This window comes from Klebsiella sp. CN_Kp104, assembly GCF_040064515.1.
Taxonomy (GTDB): Bacteria; Pseudomonadota; Gammaproteobacteria; order Enterobacterales; family Enterobacteriaceae; genus Klebsiella; species Klebsiella aerogenes.
The window spans coordinates 69,376-88,105 of record NZ_JBEAII010000007.1; the positions used below are offsets into that span (position 1 = coordinate 69,376).

Genomic DNA, 18,730 nt, shown 5'->3' on the forward strand with positions numbered 1-18,730 from the left:
AATCCCTGCTAACAATAATGTTATTCACAGGGAAAATAGTATGAGTGATATAGCATTGACCGTCAGCGTGTTGGCGCTGGTTGCGGTAGTGGGATTGTGGATCGGCAATGTCAAAATCCGCGGCGTCGGTTTTGGTATCGGCGGCGTGCTGTTTGGCGGCATTATCGTGGGCCACTTCGTGGATCAGGCAGGGATTACGCTGAGCAGCCCGATGCTGCATTTTATCCAGGAATTCGGCCTCATTCTCTTCGTCTATACCATCGGTATTCAGGTCGGACCGGGCTTTTTTGCCTCGTTACGCGTCTCCGGACTTAAGCTCAATCTGTTCGCCATTCTTATCGTCGTACTTGGCGGGCTGGTGACGGCGATCCTGCATAAACTGTTCAATATTCCGCTTCCGGTCGTTCTCGGCATCTTCTCTGGGGCGGTCACTAACACCCCCGCGCTTGGCGCCGGGCAGCAAATCCTGCGCGATCTTGGCCTGCCGTTTGATGTCGTCGATCAGATGGGGATGAGTTACGCGATGGCCTACCCGTTTGGTATCTGCGGCATTTTGCTGACCATGTGGCTGGTGCGGCTGTTCTTTCGCATTAATGTGGAAAAAGAGGCGCAGCAGTTTGATGAGAGCAGCGGCAACGGGCACGCTCATCTGCATACCATTAACGTGCGGGTGGAGAACCCGAACCTGAATAATATGGCGATTCAGGATGTGCCAATGCTCAACAGCGACAAAATTATCTGCTCGCGGTTGAAGCGCGATGAGCTATTGATGGTGCCGGCGCCGGGTACGCTTATCCAGCATGGCGATCTGCTGCACCTGGTCGGGCGGCCGGAAGATTTACACAATGCGCAGCTGGTGATTGGTAAAGAGGTGGCGACCTCGCTCTCAACGCGCGGAACCGATCTCAAAGTGGAACGCGTGGTGGTCACTAACGAGAAGGTCTTAGGGAAGAAAATCCGCGATCTGCACTTTAAACAACGCTATGACGTCGTGATCTCGCGGCTTAATCGCGCCGGGGTGGAGCTGGTGGCCAGCAGCCATGCCAGCCTGCAGTTTGGCGACATTCTTAACTTAGTTGGGCGTCCACAGGCCATTGACGCGGTGGCCAATGAACTCGGCAACGCACAGCAAAAGCTGCAGCAGGTACAAATGCTACCGGTGTTTATCGGTATTGGTCTCGGGGTGCTGCTGGGGTCTATTCCGCTGTTTATTCCCGGTTTTCCGGCGGCGTTGAAACTGGGGCTGGCCGGCGGGCCGCTGATTATGGCGCTGATCCTCGGGCGTATCGGCAGCATCGGCAAGCTGTACTGGTTTATGCCGCCGAGCGCTAACCTGGCGCTGCGCGAACTCGGTATCGTGCTGTTTCTGGCGGTGGTGGGGCTGAAGTCCGGCGGCGATTTTGTCGACACCCTGCTCCACGGCGAGGGGCTCAGCTGGATAGCCTACGGTATTTTCATCACCGCTATCCCGCTGCTGACGGTGGGCATACTGGCGCGGATGCTGGCGAAGATGAACTATCTGACCCTCTGCGGCATGCTGGCCGGCTCAATGACCGACCCGCCGGCGCTGGCCTTCGCCAACAACCTGCACGCCACCAGCGGCGCGGCGGCGCTCTCCTACGCCACGGTTTATCCGCTGGTGATGTTCCTGCGGATAATCACCCCTCAGCTACTGGCCGTGCTGTTCTGGGGGCTGAGTTAGCGGGCTCTGTGCCTGGACCCGGCGCAGGTGGTAATCCACCTGATACTCGCTGGCGTTGCGGAACATCACGGAATAGTTAAGAAACTCGCCGCTATCGCTGTAGGAAAGCGAGGTAATGCGCAGCAGCGGCGTCTGCTCCGGCACGTTCATTGAGCGTGCCAGCTGTTTATCCGCCAGTACCGGGGTGAGGGTTTCATAGTTGCCGCTGATGGTAATACCGCACTCTTTCTCGATATAGTCGAACTTCGACCCCTCCAGATGACCCAACGACAGATGGCGGAACAGTTTAACCGGCATATAACTGTCCTCCAGCATTAGCGGTTTACCATCGACGTAGCGCACCCGGCGTGAGAAATAGATCCGTTCATCAATTTTAATTCGCAGCTGACTGGCGATAGCCGGCGGCGCGGGCATCACTTCGAATACCAACACCTGACTTACCACTTCTTTACCCTGCTGGCGCAGAACTTCCGCCAGCCCGGTCAGGTTGCTGGTCTCATGGTGTACATCTTTGCGTGCGACATAGGTACCGGAGCCGTGGCGGCGCACCACTAATCCACTTTCCACCAGCAGGTTAATGGCTTTGCGGATGGTCATGCGCGCCACGCTGAACTCCTGCGCCAGTTTTTTCTCGCCCGGTAGCGGGCTACCAATGTTGAAATCGGAAGAGTTGAGCCGTAAACGCAGTTTGTCAGCAATAGATTTGTAGATCACCAGTAGACCTCTATTCGTCATTGATGAATCAGCGATGGCCAGCTGACGTGAATTATAAAATTATAAAAAACAATAAATTAAAAACTATAGATGACGTTGATTTCGTCACCTCCATTCATCGTGTCTATGTTTTACGCAAAAAGTAGACAACATTGACCGAATTAAAACCATGAATGCGATCACGAATCGCAGCGGCGCAGCATGTTGCCGACGGGGCGAATTCCTATGCTCGAAGCAGGCCGGTAAAGAACAAAAAAAGGCCACTTACCCTACGAGTTGTTACATGAGGATTTTCAAATGCTCAGTCAAATACAACGCTTTGGCGGCGCCATGTTTACCCCGGTTTTGCTGTTCCCATTCGCCGGGATTGTGGTGGGTATCGCTATTATGCTGCGTAATCCGATGTTTGTCGGCGAAGCGCTCACCGCACCCGATAGCCTGTTCGCGCAAATTGTTCACATCATTGAAGAGGGCGGCTGGACCGTCTTTCGTAATATGCCGCTGATTTTCGCCGTCGGCCTGCCGATTGGCCTGGCGAAGCAGGCCCAGGGCCGGGCCTGCCTGGCGGTACTGGTCAGTTTTCTTACCTGGAACTACTTCATCAACGCCATGGGGATGACCTGGGGCCACTTCTTCGGCGTTGATTTTACCCTGGATCCCACGGCGGGAAGCGGCCTGACGATGATTGCCGGGATTAAAACCCTGGATACCAGCATTATCGGGGCCATCGTTATCTCCGGCATCGTCACCGCGCTGCACAATCGTTACTTCGATAAACCGCTGCCGGTGTTCCTGGGTATTTTTCAGGGATCGTCGTTCGTGGTGATAGTTGCTTTTCTCGCGATGATCCCTTGTGCCTGGCTAACGCTGCTCGGCTGGCCGAAGGTACAGATGGGGATTGAGTCGCTGCAGGCTTTCCTGCGCTCAGCCGGCGCGCTCGGGGTGTGGGTTTACATCTTTCTTGAGCGCATTTTGATCCCGACCGGCCTGCATCACTTTGTCTATGGGCCATTTATCTTTGGTCCGGCGGTAGTGGAAGGCGGCATCCAGGTCTACTGGGCGCAGCATCTGCAGGAATTTAGCCAGAGCGTTGAACCGTTGAAAACGCTGTTCCCTGAGGGCGGTTTTGCGCTGCATGGCAATTCGAAAGTCTTTGGTTCGGTGGGTATTGCGCTGGCGCTTTACTTCACCGCCGCGCCGCAAAACCGGGTGAAGGTCGCCGGTTTGCTGATCCCCGCCACCCTGACAGCGGTGCTGGTGGGCATTACCGAGCCACTCGAGTTTACCTTCTTGTTTATCTCACCGCTGCTATTTGCCGTGCATGCGCTGCTGGCGGCCACCATGGCGACGGTGATGTATATCTGCGGCGTCGTGGGGAACTTCGGCGGCGGCCTGCTCGATCAGTTCCTGCCGCAAAACTGGATCCCGATGTTCCATCACCACGCGTCGATGATGTTTATCCAGATAGGCATCGGCGTCTGCTTTACTGGCATCTACTTCGTCATCTTCCGCACCCTGATTCTGCGCCTGAACCTGAAAACGCCGGGTCGCGAAGACAGCGAAATCAAGCTTTACAGCAAAGCGGATTATCAGGAGGCGCGCGGTAAAACCAGCGTGGCGGCAGCTGCGGAAAACAAGCTGGGTCAGGCCGCCGGCTTCCTGCAGGCGCTGGGCGGGGCCGGCAATATTGAAAGCATCAATAACTGCGCCACCCGACTGCGTATTGCGCTGGTGGATATGGCGAAAACGCAAAGCGACGAGGTGTTTAAAGCACTCGGCGCTCACGGCGTGGTCCGCCGCGGCAACGGCATTCAGGTCATTGTTGGTCTGCATGTCCCGCAGGTTCGCGACCAGCTGGAAACCTTAATGAAAGATTCTTTATCGACCGAACACACCACCATGACGGAGGCAGTATCATGAAAAAATTCTCAGTTGTTATCGCAGGCGGCGGCAGTACCTTTACCCCTGGCATCGTTTTAATGCTGTTGGCAAACCGCGATCGTTTCCCGCTGCGGGCGCTAAAATTTTATGACAACGACGGCGCGCGTCAGGAGACTATCGCCGAAGCCTGTAAAATTATCCTCAAAGAACAGGCGCCAGAGATTGAGTTCAGCTACACCACCGACCCGCAGGCCGCCTTTAGCGATGTCGACTTCGTGATGGCGCACATCCGCGTCGGCAAATACCCGATGCGCGAGCAAGATGAAAAAATACCGCTGCGCCACGGCGTGTTGGGTCAGGAAACCTGCGGACCGGGCGGGATTGCCTATGGTATGCGCTCTATCGGCGGCGTGCTGGAGTTGGTGGATTACATGGAAAAATATTCGCCAAACGCCTGGATGCTTAACTACTCCAACCCGGCAGCGATAGTGGCTGAAGCTACCCGCCGCCTGCGACCTAATGCAAAAATTCTCAATATTTGCGATATGCCGATCGGCATTGAAGGGCGGATGGCGCAAATCGTCGGGCTGAAAGACCGCAAACAGATGCGCGTGCGTTACTACGGCCTTAATCACTTCGGCTGGTGGACCTCAATTGAAGATCTCGACGGCAACGATTTGATGCCGAAACTGCGCGATTATGTGGCGAAATACGGCTATGTACCGCCATCGAACGACCCGCACACCGAAGCCAGCTGGAACGATACGTTTGCCAAAGCGAAAGATGTACAGGCGCTGGATCCGCAAACGATGCCAAACACTTACCTGAAATATTATCTGTTCCCGGATTACGTGGTCGCGCACTCCAACCCGGAGCGTACCCGCGCGAATGAGGTAATGGATCATCGGGAGAAAAACGTCTTTAGCGCCTGCCGGGCGATTATTGCCGCCGGTAAATCTTCCGCGGGCGATCTGGAGATCGATGAACACGCGTCGTATATCGTCGATTTAGCGACGGCTATCGCCTTTAACACTCAGGAACGAATGTTGTTGATTGTGCCGAACAATGGCGCAATCCATAACTTTGATGCCGACGCGATGGTAGAGATCCCTTGTCTGGTCGGTCATAACGGACCGGAGCCGTTGACGGTGGGCGATATTCCGCATTTCCAGAAAGGGATGATGAGCCAGCAGGTGGCGGTGGAAAAACTGGTGGTGGATGCGTGGGAGCAGCGTTCATATCACAAGCTGTGGCAGGCGATTACGCTATCGAAAACCGTACCGAGCGCCTCGGTGGCGAAAGCGATCCTCGATGACCTGATTGCCGCCAATAAAGCATACTGGCCTGAGCTGCATTAACCCTCGTTTTACCGGCATCCATCGGGTGCCGGTTCTTCTCTCCTGTTCGTGATTTAGGCTATGCTGTGGCCTGTTTGCCTGACGAACAAGGACTGCTGATGAAAATTTCCCGCATTGGCGAAGCGCCGGATTACCGCTTTTCGCTGGCCAATGAACGCACCTTTCTCGCGTGGATCCGTACGGCGCTCGGCTTTCTCGCCGCGGGCGTCGGGCTCGATCAGCTGGCGCCGGATTTTGCCACTCCGCTTATTCGCGAAGTGCTGGCGCTGCTGCTGTGCCTGTTTGCCGGCGGGCTGGCGGTGTATGGCTATCTGCGCTGGTTGAGTAACGAAAAGGCGATGCGCCTGAAGCAGGATCTTCCCTATACCCGTACGCTGCTGGTGATTAGCGTCCTGCTGCTGGCGGTCGTGGCGGCGGTGATGCTGCTGGTGCTGTATGGCGGATAAACGCCGGGCGCGGCGGGAGAGTGATCCTGGTTTGCAGCCGGAGCGCACCTCGCTGGCGTGGTTCCGTACTCTGCTTGGCTACGGGGCGCTGATGGCGCTGGCGATTAAGCATAACTGGCATAGCGCCGGGCTGGCGTTCTGGATATCGATTGGCGTACTGGCTGTGGTGGCGATCGTTCTCTGGCGCTACACCTGCAGCCGCCATTTAATGGATGTCGGCGAGAGCGATTTTTTGCAGCCGGGAGCAGTTCGTGACAAATTTTTGATCTCCCTCGCAGTGCTTTCGCTGTCATTATTGTTTGCTGTAACGCATCTACGGCAGATTATTTTATTTCTTAAGGATGTGACATGACAGGATGTCGGACAGAATGCCACTCCCTCGCTCACAACGAACCGGCAGTACAGGAGGTGAAAGTTTATCGCCACCATTGCCAGCAACCGCAGCAGCTATATCGGGAGCTACGCGCGCAGGGCGTGCGCGCCGTTCGTTTTATTCCGCAGCTCAGAGCGGAAGATGCCAATGCATGGGGAAATTTCCTTTGCGCCATTTTCCATATCTGGGCGCGGGAAGATATTGGCCGCATAACGATTACGTTATTTGAGGAAACCCTGCGTATCTGGTGCGGCGAACCGCTGCGCGAACAACGGCAGGTGGCCGCCAATAGCGCCTGTTTTGTCTGTGCGTGGCGGCGATTATGCGCAGGCGACGACGATCCGCTCTGTGAAGGCTACCGCCAGTTCTATGTCGCCAGCGCGCCCTGTATGCGGGTCATGCGCGATCTGCGTAAACAGCAGCGGTCACCGGGCGAACTGATGCCGCTGCTGCGGGCGATTTAACGCCCCTTCGCCAGATACTGCGCCATCTCTTCTTCCGGCACCATGCCGCCGCCGGTCGCCCATACCAGGTGGGTGGAGTGGCGTAGCTGTTCGTCGCTCAGTCCTTGTAGCTGATGGTACGCTTTACTGGCGCAGACGCGCTGCGGCCCGGCCATACCGGCCAGCGCGGACGGCTCAAGGCGAATGTTTTCCGACGTTGCCAGCCAGCCCAGCATGTCGTACATCGTTTGATCGTTGAGGGTATACAGGCCGTCGAGCAGGCGCTCCATCGCCCGGCCAACGAAGCCGGAAGCGCGGCCGACCGCCAGACCATCGGCGGCGGTCAGGTTATCTATCCCCAAATCCTGCACCGCAATCTGGTCATGGAGCCCGGTGTAAATGCCGAGCAGCATGCATGGGGAATGGGTCGGTTCGGCGAACAGACAGTGAACGTGGTCGCCAAACGCCAGTTTCAGGCCGAATGCGACGCCGCCGGGGCCGCCGCCAACGCCGCATGGCAGATAGACAAACAGTGGGTGCTCGGCATCGACCACGCGTCCTGCCTGGGCAAACTGCGCTTTCAGGCGTTCGCCGGCCACGGCATAGCCGAGGAACAGCGTGCGCGAGTTTTCATCGTCGATGAAAAAGCAGTTTGGGTCGGATTCCGCCGCCTTGCGCCCCTGTTCGACCGCCACGCCGTAATCTTCTTCATACTCAACGACCGTTACGCCGTGGCTGCGCAGTTTGGCCTTTTTCCATGCGCGGGCATCCGCCGACATATGCACCGTCACCTTAAAACCAATGCGCGCGCTCATGATGCCGATCGACATACCGAGGTTGCCGGTAGAACCGACGGCGATGCTGTACTGGCTGAAGAACTGTTTGAATTCCGGCGTCAGTAATTTGCGATAATCATCCGCGATGGTGAGCAGCCCGGCTTCCAGCGCCAGCTTTTCCGCATGGGTCAGCACTTCATAAATGCCGCCGCGCGCCTTAATGGAACCCGAAATCGGCAGGTGGCTATCTTTTTTCAGTAACAGATCGCCATTAATCGGCTGATTGAATTGTTGCTCGAGGCGGCGTTTCATTGCTGGAATGGCAACCACTTCTGATTCGATAATCCCGCCGGTGGCGGCCGTTTCCGGAAAGGCTTCCGCCAGATACGGCGCGAAGCGCTGAAGGCGTTCGTGAGCGTCTTTTACATCTTCGGCGGTCAGGCCGACATAGGGCAAACCTTGCGCCAGCGTCGTCGTCGCCGGGTTAAACCAGGTGGTTTCTTTCAGCGCGATCAGCTCCTGCACAAGCGGGAAGGTCGCGGTTAATTGGGTCAGGTCAGCGTTTTTCATATTACGTCTCGTTCGCTTAGATGATGAAAGAAAGCAGGAAGGTGGCAGCGAGTGCAAGTAAAGAAGCGATAAATGTCGCCGTCGTATAATACTTGAATGTTTCGCTGAGGCTTGCGCCACAGTATTGTTTCACCAGCCAGAACAGGGAATCCGTTACGATCGTGCAGCCAATCGCGCCGGAACCGATGGCAATAGCGATGATCTCCGGACTTACGCCGGGATACAGCGGCAGCATCGGGGCGACGATAGCGGTGGCGCCCATCATGGCCACGGTAGCGGAACCGACGGCGGCGTGAAGGATCAGCGCCACCAGCCAGGCCAGCAGAATCGGATGCATATGCAGATTCGAGAGGATCACCGCCAGGCTATCGGCCAGGCCGCTGGATTTCAAAATCGCGTTGAACGCGCCACCCGCGCCAATAATTAGCAGAATATTAGCAATCGATCCGAAGCCGTTTTCAGTATGGGTCAGCAGGACGCCCATCCCCATCTGGCGACGAATACCAAGAATGTAATAAGCGACAAAAACGGCAATAAACATCGCGGTGATCGGGTTGCCGATAAATTCCAGCAACATATACAGCGTGCCGCCTTTAGTCATATTCAATTCAGCGACGGTTTTCACCAGCATCAGCCCAATCGGCAGCAGCACGGTAAATAGCGTAGCGCCGAGCGAGGGCAGCGTCGATTCTTCGCGTACTTCAAGGTTAGAAAACTCGGTCGGCACCGGTTTAAACGGCAGGCGGTTGCCGAGCAGCTTGAGGAACAATGGGCCGCCAACCAGCGAGGCAATCAGGCCCACCAGCAGGCCATAGACGATGACCGTACCGATATCTGCGCCGAGTTTATTCGCCACGAACAGCGCGGCCGGATGCGGCGGCACCACGCAATGCACCGCCATCAGCGCGGTACACAGGGGGATGGCCAGCTTCAGCAGCGAGGTATTGGTTTTTTTGGCAATGGAGAACGCCAGCGGGATTAGCAGCACCACGCCGACTTCAACAAACAGCGTAATACCGCAGATCAGGCCAACCAGCACCATAATTACGTCTGCCGACAACCAGCGACAGCGCTGTAGCGCCAGGCCGATGCGTTCCGCCGCGCCGGAGACTTCCATCATCTTCCCGAGGATGGTACCGAGACCGATCACCGCTGCCAGGAAGCCAAGCGTACCGCCAATACCGCTCTCAATGGCGTTGACCATATCCAGCGGCCCCATGCCCATCATCGCGCCGACGAAAAAGCTCGCCAGCAGGAGCGCCAGAAACGGATGAAACTTCAGTTTGACGATCGTTAAAACGATTAACACGATACTGATAAATAGCGTGCATACCACCCAGATTTGAGATTCCATACCCCACCTCGCCGTAAATAACGTGTGGTTATTGAACAGAAAAGCGACATAGGCTGACAAACGATATAAATCGCCTTTCAGGTGAGACAGATTGATGCAAAAGCGTGATTTGGTTCTTAAATAGACCGTTAAATGTGTATTGGGTCACTTTTATTCATCTTTCAGGCGCGATCCGGCTGCGTTTTTTTTACACTTACCGGCAAAGAAAAGGCGGGGAATCGTGATGGATGTGATGAAAGAGATGGGTAATCGGCTGCTGAACGGCTGGCAGTTGTCAAAGCTGTATACCTTTGAAGTCGCGGCTCGCCATGAGTCCTTTGCACTGGCGGCGGAAGAGCTGTCACTGACGCCGAGCGCCGTTAGCCATCGCATCAACCAGCTGGAAGAAGAGCTGGGTATTCAGCTATTTATACGTTCGCACCGCAAGGTGGAGCTGACGCGCGAGGGGCGGCGGGTATTCTGGGCGTTGAAATCCTCGCTGGATAGCCTTAACCAGGAGATTCTGGATATTAAAAATCAGGAGCTCTCCGGCACGCTGACGGTGTACTCGCGCCCGTCGATCGCGCAGTGCTGGCTGGTACCGGCGCTGGGGGATTTCACTCGCCGCTATCCGTCCATTTCGCTGACTGTGCTCACCGGCAACGATAACGTCAATCTACAGCGGGCGGGTATCGATCTGGCAATCTATTTTGATGATGCGCCGTCATCACAGCTAAGCCATCATTTTCTGATGGATGAAGCGATCGTGCCGGTATGTACGCCGAATTACGCGCAACAGCAGCAGTTAACCCACAATCCAGGCAATCTGCGCTATTGCACATTGCTCCATGACCGCCAGGCATGGAGCAATGATTCCGGTACCGATGAGTGGTTCAGTTGGGCGCAGCAATTTGCGATTGAATTGCCGCAATCGTCGGGTATCGGCTTCGATCGTTCTGATTTAGCGGTGATTGCGGCGATGAATCACGTCGGGGTAGCGATGGGGCGTAAACGGCTGGTGCAGAAGCGGTTAGAAAGCGGGGAGCTTATCGCGCCGTTCGGCGACATGACGCTGAAGTGTCACCAGCACTACTATGTGACGACCCTGCCGGGCCGTCAGTGGCCGAAAATCGACGCCTTTATCGAATGGTTGCACAGCCTGACATAAGGCAAAAGCAGCCGCCGGGGGTGTAGCCCGGATAAGGCGTAAGCCGCTATCCGGGGAGCGCCAGCGGCGCTTAGACAGGCTGCTGGTGGCTGGTAAAGCGCGAGGCCAGCGGCAGCCAGCACAGCAGAATCAACAGGCCCATTAACATCATCAGCAGGCCGAGGCTGCTTTGCCCGGTTTGCGGCATCATTGCCGACAGCCAGGCCAGCACGCCGGAGCCGATATTTTGCAGGCCGCCAACCAGCGCGCCAGCGGTACCGGCGAGGAACGGGAATGGTTCCATCGCGCCGCTGGTAGCCAGCGGGAACAACATACCCGCGCCGAAGAAGAACAGCGCCGCAGGCACCAGCAGTGTCCAGACGGTCATAATGCCGAACAGCCCCGGTAACCACATCATAATTCCCGCCAGCAGGCAGCAGATAACCGACTGCCACATCAGCGTTGAGAAGCGTTTATTCGGACGGCCAGCGAACCACGCGCCGAAGAACGCCGCCGGGATCGGCAGAATAAACAGAATACTGACCGCCATACTGCTCAGGCCAAGGACCGCGCCCATCAGCACGCCGGAACAGGCTTCGAACACCGCAATCCCGGCCAGTCCGCCCACCAGCATCAACAGGTAACAGTTAAAGGCGCCGGTACCGAACAGCGTTTTGTAGCTGGCCAGTAGTTTCGTCCGCGGCGCGCCTTGTGGGCGCGTTTCCGGCATCCATTTCGCCATACTAATCGTTACGCCAGCGCACAGTATGAGCAGGAAAGCGTAGCAGGCGCGCCAGTTCCACAGGGTATCAAGGATGCCGCCGAGCAGCGGCGCAATCAGCGGGCTGACCAGTATTCCCATATTCAACAGGCTATTAGCGTGACGCAGCTGCGCGCCTTCATACAGGTCTCGCGGCAGGGTGCGCGCCATCACGCCGCCGACGCCGGTGCCCATCCCCTGCATGGCGCTGGCGGCGATTAATACCGGCAGGCTATGGGTGGTGATGGCAACCAGCGTCGCCAGCATAAAAATAGACATCCCGACGAGGATCACCGGGCGGCGGCCCACGCGGTCAGAGAGCGGGCCGTAGAACAGCTGCGAAATGCCGTACGTCAGGAGGTAGGCCGCCATTACGCTTTGTACCGCCCCTTCACGGACGTTAAGCGATACCGCCATGTCGGCGATAGCCGGAATATAAATGGTCTGCGCCATCTGGCCAACGGCCACCAGCAGTACCAGCATCAACAACAAATTGAAGTTCTTATGCCGTTTCATGTCGATGAATACTTCGTGAGCAATGAGAAATGAAGAATATGTGACTGGCACACCCCTTAAACGATGGAGGAATCTACCACAATAAAATGACAGAACAACTACATAGCACCGATTGTTGGGGAAAATTCAGGCAGGTTTTGTAAACAGGATCGGCAACTAATGTTGCCATTTTAATCTATGAGAGGCGCAGCAGGATTGCTCCGGCGGCAATACCGCAGGCGGCAACGATGCGCAGCGCTACCACCTGTTCTTTCAGGACGATAAACGCGATCAGTGCGCCGAACAGAATGGAGGTTTCACGCAGCGCGGCGACCACCGCCAGCGGCGCCTGAGTCATCGCCCATAGCGCCAGGCCGTAGGATCCCATGGTGCCGACGCCGCCGAGGATGCCTTTTTTCCAGTGCTGGCGTAAATAACGGCTGGCTTCGCGCCGCCGCGCCACCATCGCCCAGCACAGCAGGCAGCAACCGTTCATAAAAAAGGTCCACAGGGTATAGCCGAGCGCCGATCCCGCCAACCGTACCCCGGTGCCGTCCACCAGCGTATAACCCGCTATAAAACAGGCGTTGATCAGCGCCAGCATGATGCCTTTGCGGGAACTGACGCGGCCGTTAAAGGCCATCGCCAGAATCGCCAGACAGATGACGCCAATACCCAACCAGGCTAGCGGCGATAAGCGATCGCCGAGAAATATCACGCTGATAGCCGCGACCAGCAACGGCGCGGTGCCGCGCATTAGCGGATAGGTCTGGCTCATATCCGACACCTGATAGGTCTTCGCCACCAGTACCGTATACACCACCTGCAACGCACATGACGCCACCAGATAGGGGGCGCTGGCCAGCGTCGGCTGCGGCGCGAAGGGGAGCATCACCAGGGCAATCAGCGAGGCCGATCCGCTGACGCTTATCGCCGCGTACATTTTATCGCCGCTGGCTTTGACGATAGCGTTCCAGCTGGCGTGGAGCAGTGCGGCGAAAAGCAAAATGCAGAAAACGGTGATGGTCATCGCAGGCAGATTCAGCAGTTAAGGTCAGCGGACTGTAACACGCGCCCGCTGCGCCAGCCAGCCGCGCTTACAGCGAGCAGAACAGGCGATGCGTGACCCGCGGCTCATCGTATACCGGGCGGAAACCAAAGCGTTCATAAAAGGGCCAGGCCTGCGCCGGGGCATGGGTGTTAAGGAAATCGAACCAGGCGCCGGAATGGGTGATGACCGAGACCAGCAGCTGCTGGCCAATTCCCTGGCGGCGATGGCTATCGCGAATATAGAGATGGCGAATGCGCCCGGCCCGCGGCTGCTGGCTGAAGGGGTCGACGTTCAGACCGCAGACCCCAACTAACTGGCCACGGACGAACGCGCCCAGCAGCTTTTCACCAGGGGCGTTAAAGCGGTTTTTGCCGCTTTGCCAGTTTTCCGCCAGACGGCGCAGCATATTGAAGTGCTGTTCAAGGCTTTCGGAGCGCAGCGCAACGAACCCCGGATCCTCCGGCGTTGTTGCGGCGATTAATAGCGGTGGCATGGTTCCTCCATCAAGTCTTCCCGGAACGCCCGAAGGACGCCTGTAGGGGGGCGGTTTCCCGCCCCCCTCAGGTGCGACTTGAACCTGAATCAGCGGAACTGCTTCAGGACTGCATCAAGTAGTTGCAACACAGCAACCATGAGTTTCAGGATTAAAATAATAATATCCATTCCGCCCATACGCGCGTCTCCTGTGGTTAAGGAGCACAATAAGCTGACGTACCTTTCCGCTGCCTGTTGCCAGCTTATCCCTGTTCTCACAGGGGTTGCGTAGTGATGGCCGTACGGGCCGGACACGACGCATTGTTGACGTAACACAGTGTGCTCTCTCGGGGTTAAGGCACTGACGGCACCACCCGTTTCAGCCAGGACTTCGTTGCGCCGGTCAAACTTGCGGCCCCCGAATGGCACAAAGTGAACACATCCAGTATAGATAAATACTGTATGTATGAACAGTGTTTTTTGGACAAATTCGCACCCGTCGTCCATACTCTATGACAGAGAAATTTCGACCTTAAATTGCGCGAATTGCAGCGATCGCGTATACTTTTGTCGTTGACGTAATACAGTGTGCTTGCGGCTACCATCCGTGAAAATGCTGATAAAAACCTCGCTCCGGCGGGGTTTTTTGTTTTCTGCCGCTGATGTCGCGAATTGTGATCTTTCGCGCAAATTCTCGTGGATGAAAATAAATCCATTGTGAAAACGCAAAACCTGTGTTTGTATAAATTCAGCTTATTTTTCGACACAACAGGTCCCTAATGAACGCTGCCATGATGACTTCGACCCTACTAAAAACCGCGCCTGCCGCGGTGGTCGTCGTGTCTGTGGTGGTCGTCGTCGGCAATGCGCCGTAGGGTCCGGAACAACACGAATTCCAAACCCCGCCGGCGCAAACCGAGCGGGGTTTTTTGTTGGCGAGCCCCCCGGTAAAGTCGGCCCAGAATAAAAGGACTGGAGCATGGCAAGTTCGGGCACCACATCAAACACAATGCGCTTTACCGGCGCGCAGCTGGTTGTTCATTTACTGGAACGCCAGGGTATCACTATGGTCAGCGGCATTCCGGGCGGCTCCATCCTGCCTATCTATGATGCCTTGAGCCAAAGCACGCAGATCCGCCACATCCTGGCACGCCACGAGCAGGGGGCGGGTTTTATCGCTCAGGGGATGGCGCGTACCGAAGGTAAACCCGCAGTCTGCATGGCCTGTAGCGGCCCTGGCGCCACCAACCTGATTACCGCCATCGCCGATGCCCGCCTCGATTCTATTCCGCTGGTCTGCATCACCGGGCAGGTTCCGGCCTCAATGATCGGCACCGACGCCTTCCAGGAAGTCGATACCTACGGCATCTCTATCCCCATCACCAAGCATAACTACCTGGTGCGCGATATCGCCGAGCTGCCGCAGGTGATGAGCGACGCCTTCCGTATTGCCCAGTCCGGGCGACCGGGCCCGGTGTGGATAGATATTCCTAAGGATGTGCAGTCGGCGACGATTGAACTGGAAACGCTGCCTGAGCCTGGCGAGCGCGCCCCGGCACCGGCATTCGCGCCTGAAAGCGTGCGTGAAGCGGCGGCAATGATCAACGCGGCGAAACGCCCGGTACTGTATCTGGGCGGCGGCGTGATTAACGCGCCGCAGCCGATTCGGGACCTGGCGGAAAAAGCCAACCTGCCGACCACCATGACCTTAATGGCGCTGGGTATGTTGCCGAAGGCGCATCCTTTGTCGCTGGGGATGCTGGGGATGCACGGCGCGCGCAGCACTAACTTTATTCTGCAAGAAGCTGATTTACTGATTGTTTTAGGCGCGCGTTTTGATGACCGGGCGATTGGCAAGACCGAGCAGTTCTGCCCGAACGCGAAGATTATTCACGTCGATATCGACCGCTCTGAGCTTGGCAAAATTAAGCAACCGCACGTAGCGATTCAGGGCGATGTGGCGGAGGTCTTAGCCCAGCTTATTCCGCAGATTGAGGCGCAGCCGCGTGATGAGTGGCGCCAGCTGGTGGCTGATTTACAAAGAGAATTCCCCTGCGCCATCCCGCAGGAAAGCGATCCGCTCTCCCATTACGGCCTGATTAACGCCGTGGCCGCCTGCGTTGATGATGAGGCGATCATCACCACCGATGTGGGTCAGCATCAGATGTGGACGGCGCAGGCCTATCCGCTCAACCGTCCGCGCCAGTGGCTGACTTCCGGCGGTCTCGGCACCATGGGCTTCGGCCTGCCGGCGGCCATCGGCGCGGCGCTGGCCAATCCACAGCGGAAGGTTATTTGTTTCTCCGGTGACGGCAGCCTGATGATGAATATTCAGGAGATGGCCACCGCCGCCGAAAATCAGCTGGATGTAAAAATTATCCTGATGAACAACGAAGCGCTGGGGCTGGTGCATCAGCAGCAGAGCCTGTTCTATCAGCAGGGCGTCTTCGCCGCGACCTATCCGGGGATGATTAACTTTATGCAGATAGCCGCCGGTTTTGGTCTGCAAACCTGTGATTTAAATAACGAAGCCGATCCGCAGGCGGCGCTGCAGGCGATTATCGACCGCCCTGGTCCGGCGTTGATCCACGTGCGTATCGACGCGCAGCAAAAAGTGTATCCGATGGTACCGCCGGGTGCGGCCAATACTGAGATGGTGGGGGAATAAGCCATGCAAAAGCAACACGATAACGTCATTCTGGAACTCACCGTCCGCAACCACCCAGGTGTGATGACCCACGTCTGCGGGCTATTTGCCCGCCGCGCGTTTAACGTTGAAGGTATTCTCTGCTTGCCGATTCAGGGCAGCGAGCACAGCCGCATATGGCTGCTGGTAAATGATGACCAGCGGCTGGGGCAGATGATTAGCCAGATTGAAAAGCTGGAAGATGTCACCAATGTGGCGCGTAACCAGTCCGATCCCACCATGTTTAACAAAATTGCGGTGTTCTTCGAATAGCGCTCAAGGCTTGAACAGCTACGCGCTTACCGCTAAGGTAAGCGCCTTTGCCGGATGGCGTTGCGCTTATCCGGCCTACAGGGAGTGAATCCGTAGGCCGGATAAGGCGTTTACGCCGCCATCCGGCGCTTTCAGGCACCAGGAAACACCATGACTACCATCGCCCTTATTGACGATCATTTGATTGTCCGCTCCGGTTTTGCTCAGCTACTGGGGCTGGAAGCTGATTTTCAGGTTGTCGCTGAATTCGGCTGTGGACGCGAGGCGCTGGCGGGGCTACCGGGGCGCGGTGTACAGGTTTGTATCTGCGATATCTCAATGCCGGATATTTCCGGGCTGGAGCTGTTAAGCCAGTTGCCGAAGGGGATGGCGACCATCATGCTGTCGGTGCACGATAGCCCGGCGCTGATCGAGCAGGCGCTGAACGCCGGCGCGCGCGGCTTCCTGTCGAAACGCTGCAGTCCCGATGAACTGATCGCCGCGGTCCGCACGGTGGCGGCGGGCGGTTGCTATCTCACGCCGGATATCGCCATGAAGCTGGCCGCCGGGCGCCAGGATCCGCTCACCAAACGCGAACGCCAGGTGGCGGAAAAGCTGGCGCAGGGTATGGCGGTGAAAGAGATCGCCGCTGAGCTCGGTCTGTCGCCGAAAACCGTTCACGTACATCGCGCCAACCTGCTGGAAAAACTGGGCGTCAGTAACGACGTTGAGCTGGCGCGCCGCATGTTCGATAGCTGGCAATGAACACCGTCGTTTCACGATTGCTGTCGGTGATCGGCTGCGCCTTTATCTTCTCAGCCGCCTGGTTCTGCCTGTGGAGTATCAGTCTGCATCTGGTGGAACGCGCGGATTTAGCGGTGCTGCTGTTTCCCTTTGGCCTGCGTTTAGGGCTGATGCTGCAATGCCCGCGTGGCTACTGGCCGGTGCTGCTGGGAGCCGAGTGGCTGCTTATCTTCTGGCTGGCGCAGGAAGTGGCGCTGGCGCATCCGATAATATTGATGACCGGAAGTCTGCTGACCCTGCTGCCGGTGGCATTGATTTCACGCTATCGCCAGCAGCGAGACTGGCTGACATTGTTGCGCCAGGGCGGGGCGCTGATCGCCGCCTCGCTGCTGCAATCGCTGCCGTGGCTGGCGCAAGAAGGCAGTGAGGGACTGACCGCGCTGTTGTTGACGTTGACCGGCGGCCTGACGCTGGCGCCGACCTGCCTGGTTATCTGGCATTATCTGACCAGTACCGTCTGGCGGCCGTTGGGGCCGTCGCTGGTGTCGCAGCCGGTTAACTGGCGTGGCCGGCATCTGATCTGGTACCTGCTGCTCTTTACCGTCAGCCTGTGGCTACAGCTCGGGTTGCCCGCCGAACTCTCCCGCTTTACCCCTTTTTGTCTGGCGCTGCCGATTATCGCTCTCGCCTGGCACTACGGCTGGCAGGGGGCGCTGATCGCCACCCTGATGAACGCCATTGCGCTGATTGCCAGCCAGACCTGGCACGATCACCCGGTTGATTTATTGCTTTCACTGCTGGCCCAGAGCCTGACCGGGCTGCTGCTGGGAGCAGGGATCCAGCGATTGCGCGAGCTTAACCTGTCGCTACAGAACGAGCTGGCGCGTAATCGGCGGCTGGCGGAACGCCTGCTGGAAACGGAAGAGAGCGTGCGGCGTGACGTGGCGCGCGAGCTCCACGATGATATTGGCCAGACTATCACGGCAATTCGCACCCAGGCGGGGATCGTGCAGCGTCTGGCACCAAACAACGCCAGCGTACGGCAAAGCGGCCAGTTGATAGAACAGCTGTCGCTGGGGGTTTACGACTCTGTGCGAAGACTGCTTGGTCGTCTGCGTCCGCGCCAGCTTGACGATCTGCCGCTTGAACAGGCAGTACGTTCGTTGATGCGTGAAATGGAACTGGAAGACCGCGGTATCGTCAGTCATCTCGAATGGCGGATTAACGAGGCGGGGCTAAGCGAAAACCAGCGCGTGACGCTGTTTCGCGTTTGCCAGGAGGGACTGAATAATATCGTCAAGCACGCCAGCGCCAGCGCCGTCACCCTCCAGGGCTGGCAGCAGGATGGGCGATTGATGCTGGTGCTGGAAGATGACGGCTGCGGCCTGCCGCCGGGGTCGAATCTGCAGGGGTTCGGCCTGACCGGCATGCGTGAGCGCGTGACCGCGCTGGGCGGTACGTTAACTATCTCCTGTACACACGGTACCCGCGTGTGCGTCAATTTACCGCTGCGTTACGCCTGAAA

General features: G+C 57.2%; 19 protein-coding genes and 1 pseudogene. 12 read left to right on the forward strand and 8 right to left on the reverse strand.

Annotated features, from left to right (window positions below):
- Positions 1–40 precede the first annotated feature (40 nt).
- The gene (locus ABLU80_RS10255; protein ID WP_032713024.1) at positions 41–1,702 is read left to right on the forward strand and encodes a putative transporter; all 1,662 of its coding nucleotides are present in this window, start codon (positions 41–43) and stop codon (positions 1,700–1,702) included.
- Here the strand turns inward: ABLU80_RS10255 and ABLU80_RS10260 are convergent.
- A complete protein-coding gene (locus tag ABLU80_RS10260; RefSeq protein WP_063446789.1) occupies positions 1,670–2,416 on the reverse strand; it encodes a GntR family transcriptional regulator in 747 nt (248 codons plus the stop codon). The genes ABLU80_RS10255 and ABLU80_RS10260 overlap by 33 nt on opposite strands.
- Positions 2,417–2,713: 297 nt before the next feature.
- Between ABLU80_RS10260 and ABLU80_RS10265 the strand changes: the two genes are divergently transcribed.
- From ABLU80_RS10265 to ABLU80_RS10285, 5 genes are all read left to right on the forward strand, one after another.
- The gene (locus tag ABLU80_RS10265; RefSeq protein ID WP_015369051.1) at positions 2,714–4,336 is read left to right on the forward strand and encodes an alpha-glucoside-specific PTS transporter subunit IIBC; all 1,623 of its coding nucleotides are present in this window, start codon (positions 2,714–2,716) and stop codon (positions 4,334–4,336) included.
- Positions 4,333–5,655, forward strand: coding sequence for a 6-phospho-alpha-glucosidase (locus ABLU80_RS10270; protein ID WP_348849946.1), 1,323 nt, complete (start codon positions 4,333–4,335; stop codon positions 5,653–5,655). Before ABLU80_RS10265 ends, ABLU80_RS10270 begins: the two co-directional genes overlap by 4 nt.
- A gap of 98 nt (positions 5,656–5,753) precedes the next feature.
- Complete coding sequence (locus ABLU80_RS10275) at positions 5,754–6,101, forward strand: DUF202 domain-containing protein (protein WP_015369053.1); 348 nt, start codon at positions 5,754–5,756, stop codon at positions 6,099–6,101.
- Positions 6,091–6,453 (forward strand): DUF202 domain-containing protein, encoded by a 363-nt coding sequence (locus tag ABLU80_RS10280; RefSeq protein WP_348849947.1) that lies wholly within the window; start codon positions 6,091–6,093, stop codon positions 6,451–6,453. Before ABLU80_RS10275 ends, ABLU80_RS10280 begins: the two co-directional genes overlap by 11 nt.
- Entirely contained in the window at positions 6,450–6,938 is a 489-nt protein-coding gene (locus ABLU80_RS10285) for a hypothetical protein (RefSeq protein WP_047044633.1), read from the forward strand. The genes ABLU80_RS10280 and ABLU80_RS10285 overlap by 4 nt, the downstream gene beginning before the upstream one ends.
- On the opposite strand, the gene dsdA is transcribed toward ABLU80_RS10285, so the two are convergent.
- Entirely contained in the window at positions 6,935–8,263 is a 1,329-nt protein-coding gene (dsdA, locus tag ABLU80_RS10290) for a D-serine ammonia-lyase (protein ID WP_348849948.1), read from the reverse strand. The genes ABLU80_RS10285 and dsdA overlap by 4 nt on opposite strands.
- A gap of 16 nt (positions 8,264–8,279) precedes the next feature.
- Positions 8,280–9,617: a D-serine transporter DsdX gene (gene dsdX, locus ABLU80_RS10295; RefSeq protein WP_047041683.1), complete on the reverse strand. Its 1,338-nt coding sequence runs from the start codon at positions 9,615–9,617 to the stop codon at positions 8,280–8,282.
- Positions 9,618–9,840: 223 nt separating this feature from the next.
- Between dsdX and dsdC the strand changes: the two genes are divergently transcribed.
- A complete protein-coding gene (gene dsdC, locus ABLU80_RS10300; protein ID WP_020077633.1) occupies positions 9,841–10,764 on the forward strand; it encodes a DNA-binding transcriptional regulator DsdC in 924 nt (307 codons plus the stop codon).
- Positions 10,765–10,834: 70 nt separating this feature from the next.
- On the opposite strand, the gene emrD is transcribed toward dsdC, so the two are convergent.
- From emrD to ABLU80_RS10325, 5 genes and pseudogenes are all read right to left on the reverse strand, one after another.
- Positions 10,835–12,019: a multidrug efflux MFS transporter EmrD gene (emrD, locus tag ABLU80_RS10305; protein WP_015369059.1), complete on the reverse strand. Its 1,185-nt coding sequence runs from the start codon at positions 12,017–12,019 to the stop codon at positions 10,835–10,837.
- A 175-nt stretch (positions 12,020–12,194) separates the two neighbouring features.
- Positions 12,195–13,028 (reverse strand): DMT family transporter, encoded by an 834-nt coding sequence (locus ABLU80_RS10310; protein ID WP_015369060.1) that lies wholly within the window; start codon positions 13,026–13,028, stop codon positions 12,195–12,197.
- A gap of 67 nt (positions 13,029–13,095) precedes the next feature.
- Complete coding sequence (locus ABLU80_RS10315) at positions 13,096–13,542, reverse strand: GNAT family N-acetyltransferase (protein WP_200782668.1); 447 nt, start codon at positions 13,540–13,542, stop codon at positions 13,096–13,098.
- An 89-nt stretch (positions 13,543–13,631) separates the two neighbouring features.
- Positions 13,632–13,751 carry a type I toxin-antitoxin system toxin TisB gene (gene tisB, locus ABLU80_RS10320; protein ID WP_004145059.1) on the reverse strand — a complete coding sequence of 40 codons (120 nt, stop codon included), beginning with the start codon at positions 13,749–13,751 and terminating at the stop codon, positions 13,632–13,634.
- 370 nt (positions 13,752–14,121) lie between these two features.
- Positions 14,122–14,290: pseudogene (locus ABLU80_RS10325) on the reverse strand (hypothetical protein).
- 12 nt (positions 14,291–14,302) lie between these two features.
- On the opposite strand from ABLU80_RS10325, the gene ivbL reads away from it, so the two are divergent.
- The 5 genes from ivbL to uhpB all read left to right on the forward strand — a co-directional run bounded on the left by ivbL (position 14,303) and on the right by uhpB (position 18,728).
- On the forward strand, positions 14,303–14,398 hold the full coding sequence (ivbL, locus tag ABLU80_RS10330) for an ilvB operon leader peptide IvbL (protein ID WP_016162016.1): 96 nt from the start codon (positions 14,303–14,305) through the stop codon (positions 14,396–14,398).
- A gap of 104 nt (positions 14,399–14,502) precedes the next feature.
- A complete protein-coding gene (ilvB, locus tag ABLU80_RS10335; protein ID WP_087858887.1) occupies positions 14,503–16,191 on the forward strand; it encodes an acetolactate synthase large subunit in 1,689 nt (562 codons plus the stop codon).
- A 3-nt stretch (positions 16,192–16,194) separates the two neighbouring features.
- Positions 16,195–16,482: an acetolactate synthase small subunit gene (gene ilvN, locus ABLU80_RS10340; protein ID WP_016162014.1), complete on the forward strand. Its 288-nt coding sequence runs from the start codon at positions 16,195–16,197 to the stop codon at positions 16,480–16,482.
- Positions 16,483–16,632: 150 nt separating this feature from the next.
- A complete protein-coding gene (gene uhpA / locus ABLU80_RS10345) occupies positions 16,633–17,226 on the forward strand; it encodes a transcriptional regulator UhpA (protein WP_015369064.1) in 594 nt (197 codons plus the stop codon).
- A 17-nt stretch (positions 17,227–17,243) separates the two neighbouring features.
- Positions 17,244–18,728, forward strand: a complete 1,485-nt coding sequence (gene uhpB / locus ABLU80_RS10350; protein WP_162777731.1) for a signal transduction histidine-protein kinase/phosphatase UhpB — start codon at positions 17,244–17,246, stop codon at positions 18,726–18,728.
- The last annotated feature ends 2 nt before the right edge of the window (positions 18,729–18,730 follow it).

What these genes read in the sequence shown, in the direction of transcription:
- ABLU80_RS10255 (WP_032713024.1), top strand. Translation starts at nt 41, where the DNA reads ATGAGTGATATAGCATTGACCGTCAGCGTGTTGGCGCTGGTTGCGGTA.
- ABLU80_RS10265 (WP_015369051.1), top strand. Translation starts at nt 2,714, where the DNA reads ATGCTCAGTCAAATACAACGCTTTGGCGGCGCCATGTTTACCCCGGTT.
- ABLU80_RS10270 (WP_348849946.1), top strand. Translation starts at nt 4,333, where the DNA reads ATGAAAAAATTCTCAGTTGTTATCGCAGGCGGCGGCAGTACCTTTACC.
- ABLU80_RS10275 (WP_015369053.1), top strand. Translation starts at nt 5,754, where the DNA reads ATGAAAATTTCCCGCATTGGCGAAGCGCCGGATTACCGCTTTTCGCTG.
- ABLU80_RS10280 (WP_348849947.1), top strand. Translation starts at nt 6,091, where the DNA reads ATGGCGGATAAACGCCGGGCGCGGCGGGAGAGTGATCCTGGTTTGCAG.
- ABLU80_RS10285 (WP_047044633.1), top strand. Translation starts at nt 6,450, where the DNA reads ATGACAGGATGTCGGACAGAATGCCACTCCCTCGCTCACAACGAACCG.
- dsdA (WP_348849948.1), bottom strand. Translation starts at nt 8,263, where the DNA reads ATGAAAAACGCTGACCTGACCCAATTAACCGCGACCTTCCCGCTTGTG.
- dsdX (WP_047041683.1), bottom strand. Translation starts at nt 9,617, where the DNA reads ATGGAATCTCAAATCTGGGTGGTATGCACGCTATTTATCAGTATCGTG.
- dsdC (WP_020077633.1), top strand. Translation starts at nt 9,841, where the DNA reads ATGGATGTGATGAAAGAGATGGGTAATCGGCTGCTGAACGGCTGGCAG.
- emrD (WP_015369059.1), bottom strand. Translation starts at nt 12,019, where the DNA reads ATGAAACGGCATAAGAACTTCAATTTGTTGTTGATGCTGGTACTGCTG.
- ABLU80_RS10310 (WP_015369060.1), bottom strand. Translation starts at nt 13,028, where the DNA reads ATGACCATCACCGTTTTCTGCATTTTGCTTTTCGCCGCACTGCTCCAC.
- ABLU80_RS10315 (WP_200782668.1), bottom strand. Translation starts at nt 13,542, where the DNA reads ATGCCACCGCTATTAATCGCCGCAACAACGCCGGAGGATCCGGGGTTC.
- ivbL (WP_016162016.1), top strand. Translation starts at nt 14,303, where the DNA reads ATGAACGCTGCCATGATGACTTCGACCCTACTAAAAACCGCGCCTGCC.
- ilvB (WP_087858887.1), top strand. Translation starts at nt 14,503, where the DNA reads ATGGCAAGTTCGGGCACCACATCAAACACAATGCGCTTTACCGGCGCG.
- ilvN (WP_016162014.1), top strand. Translation starts at nt 16,195, where the DNA reads ATGCAAAAGCAACACGATAACGTCATTCTGGAACTCACCGTCCGCAAC.
- uhpA (WP_015369064.1), top strand. Translation starts at nt 16,633, where the DNA reads ATGACTACCATCGCCCTTATTGACGATCATTTGATTGTCCGCTCCGGT.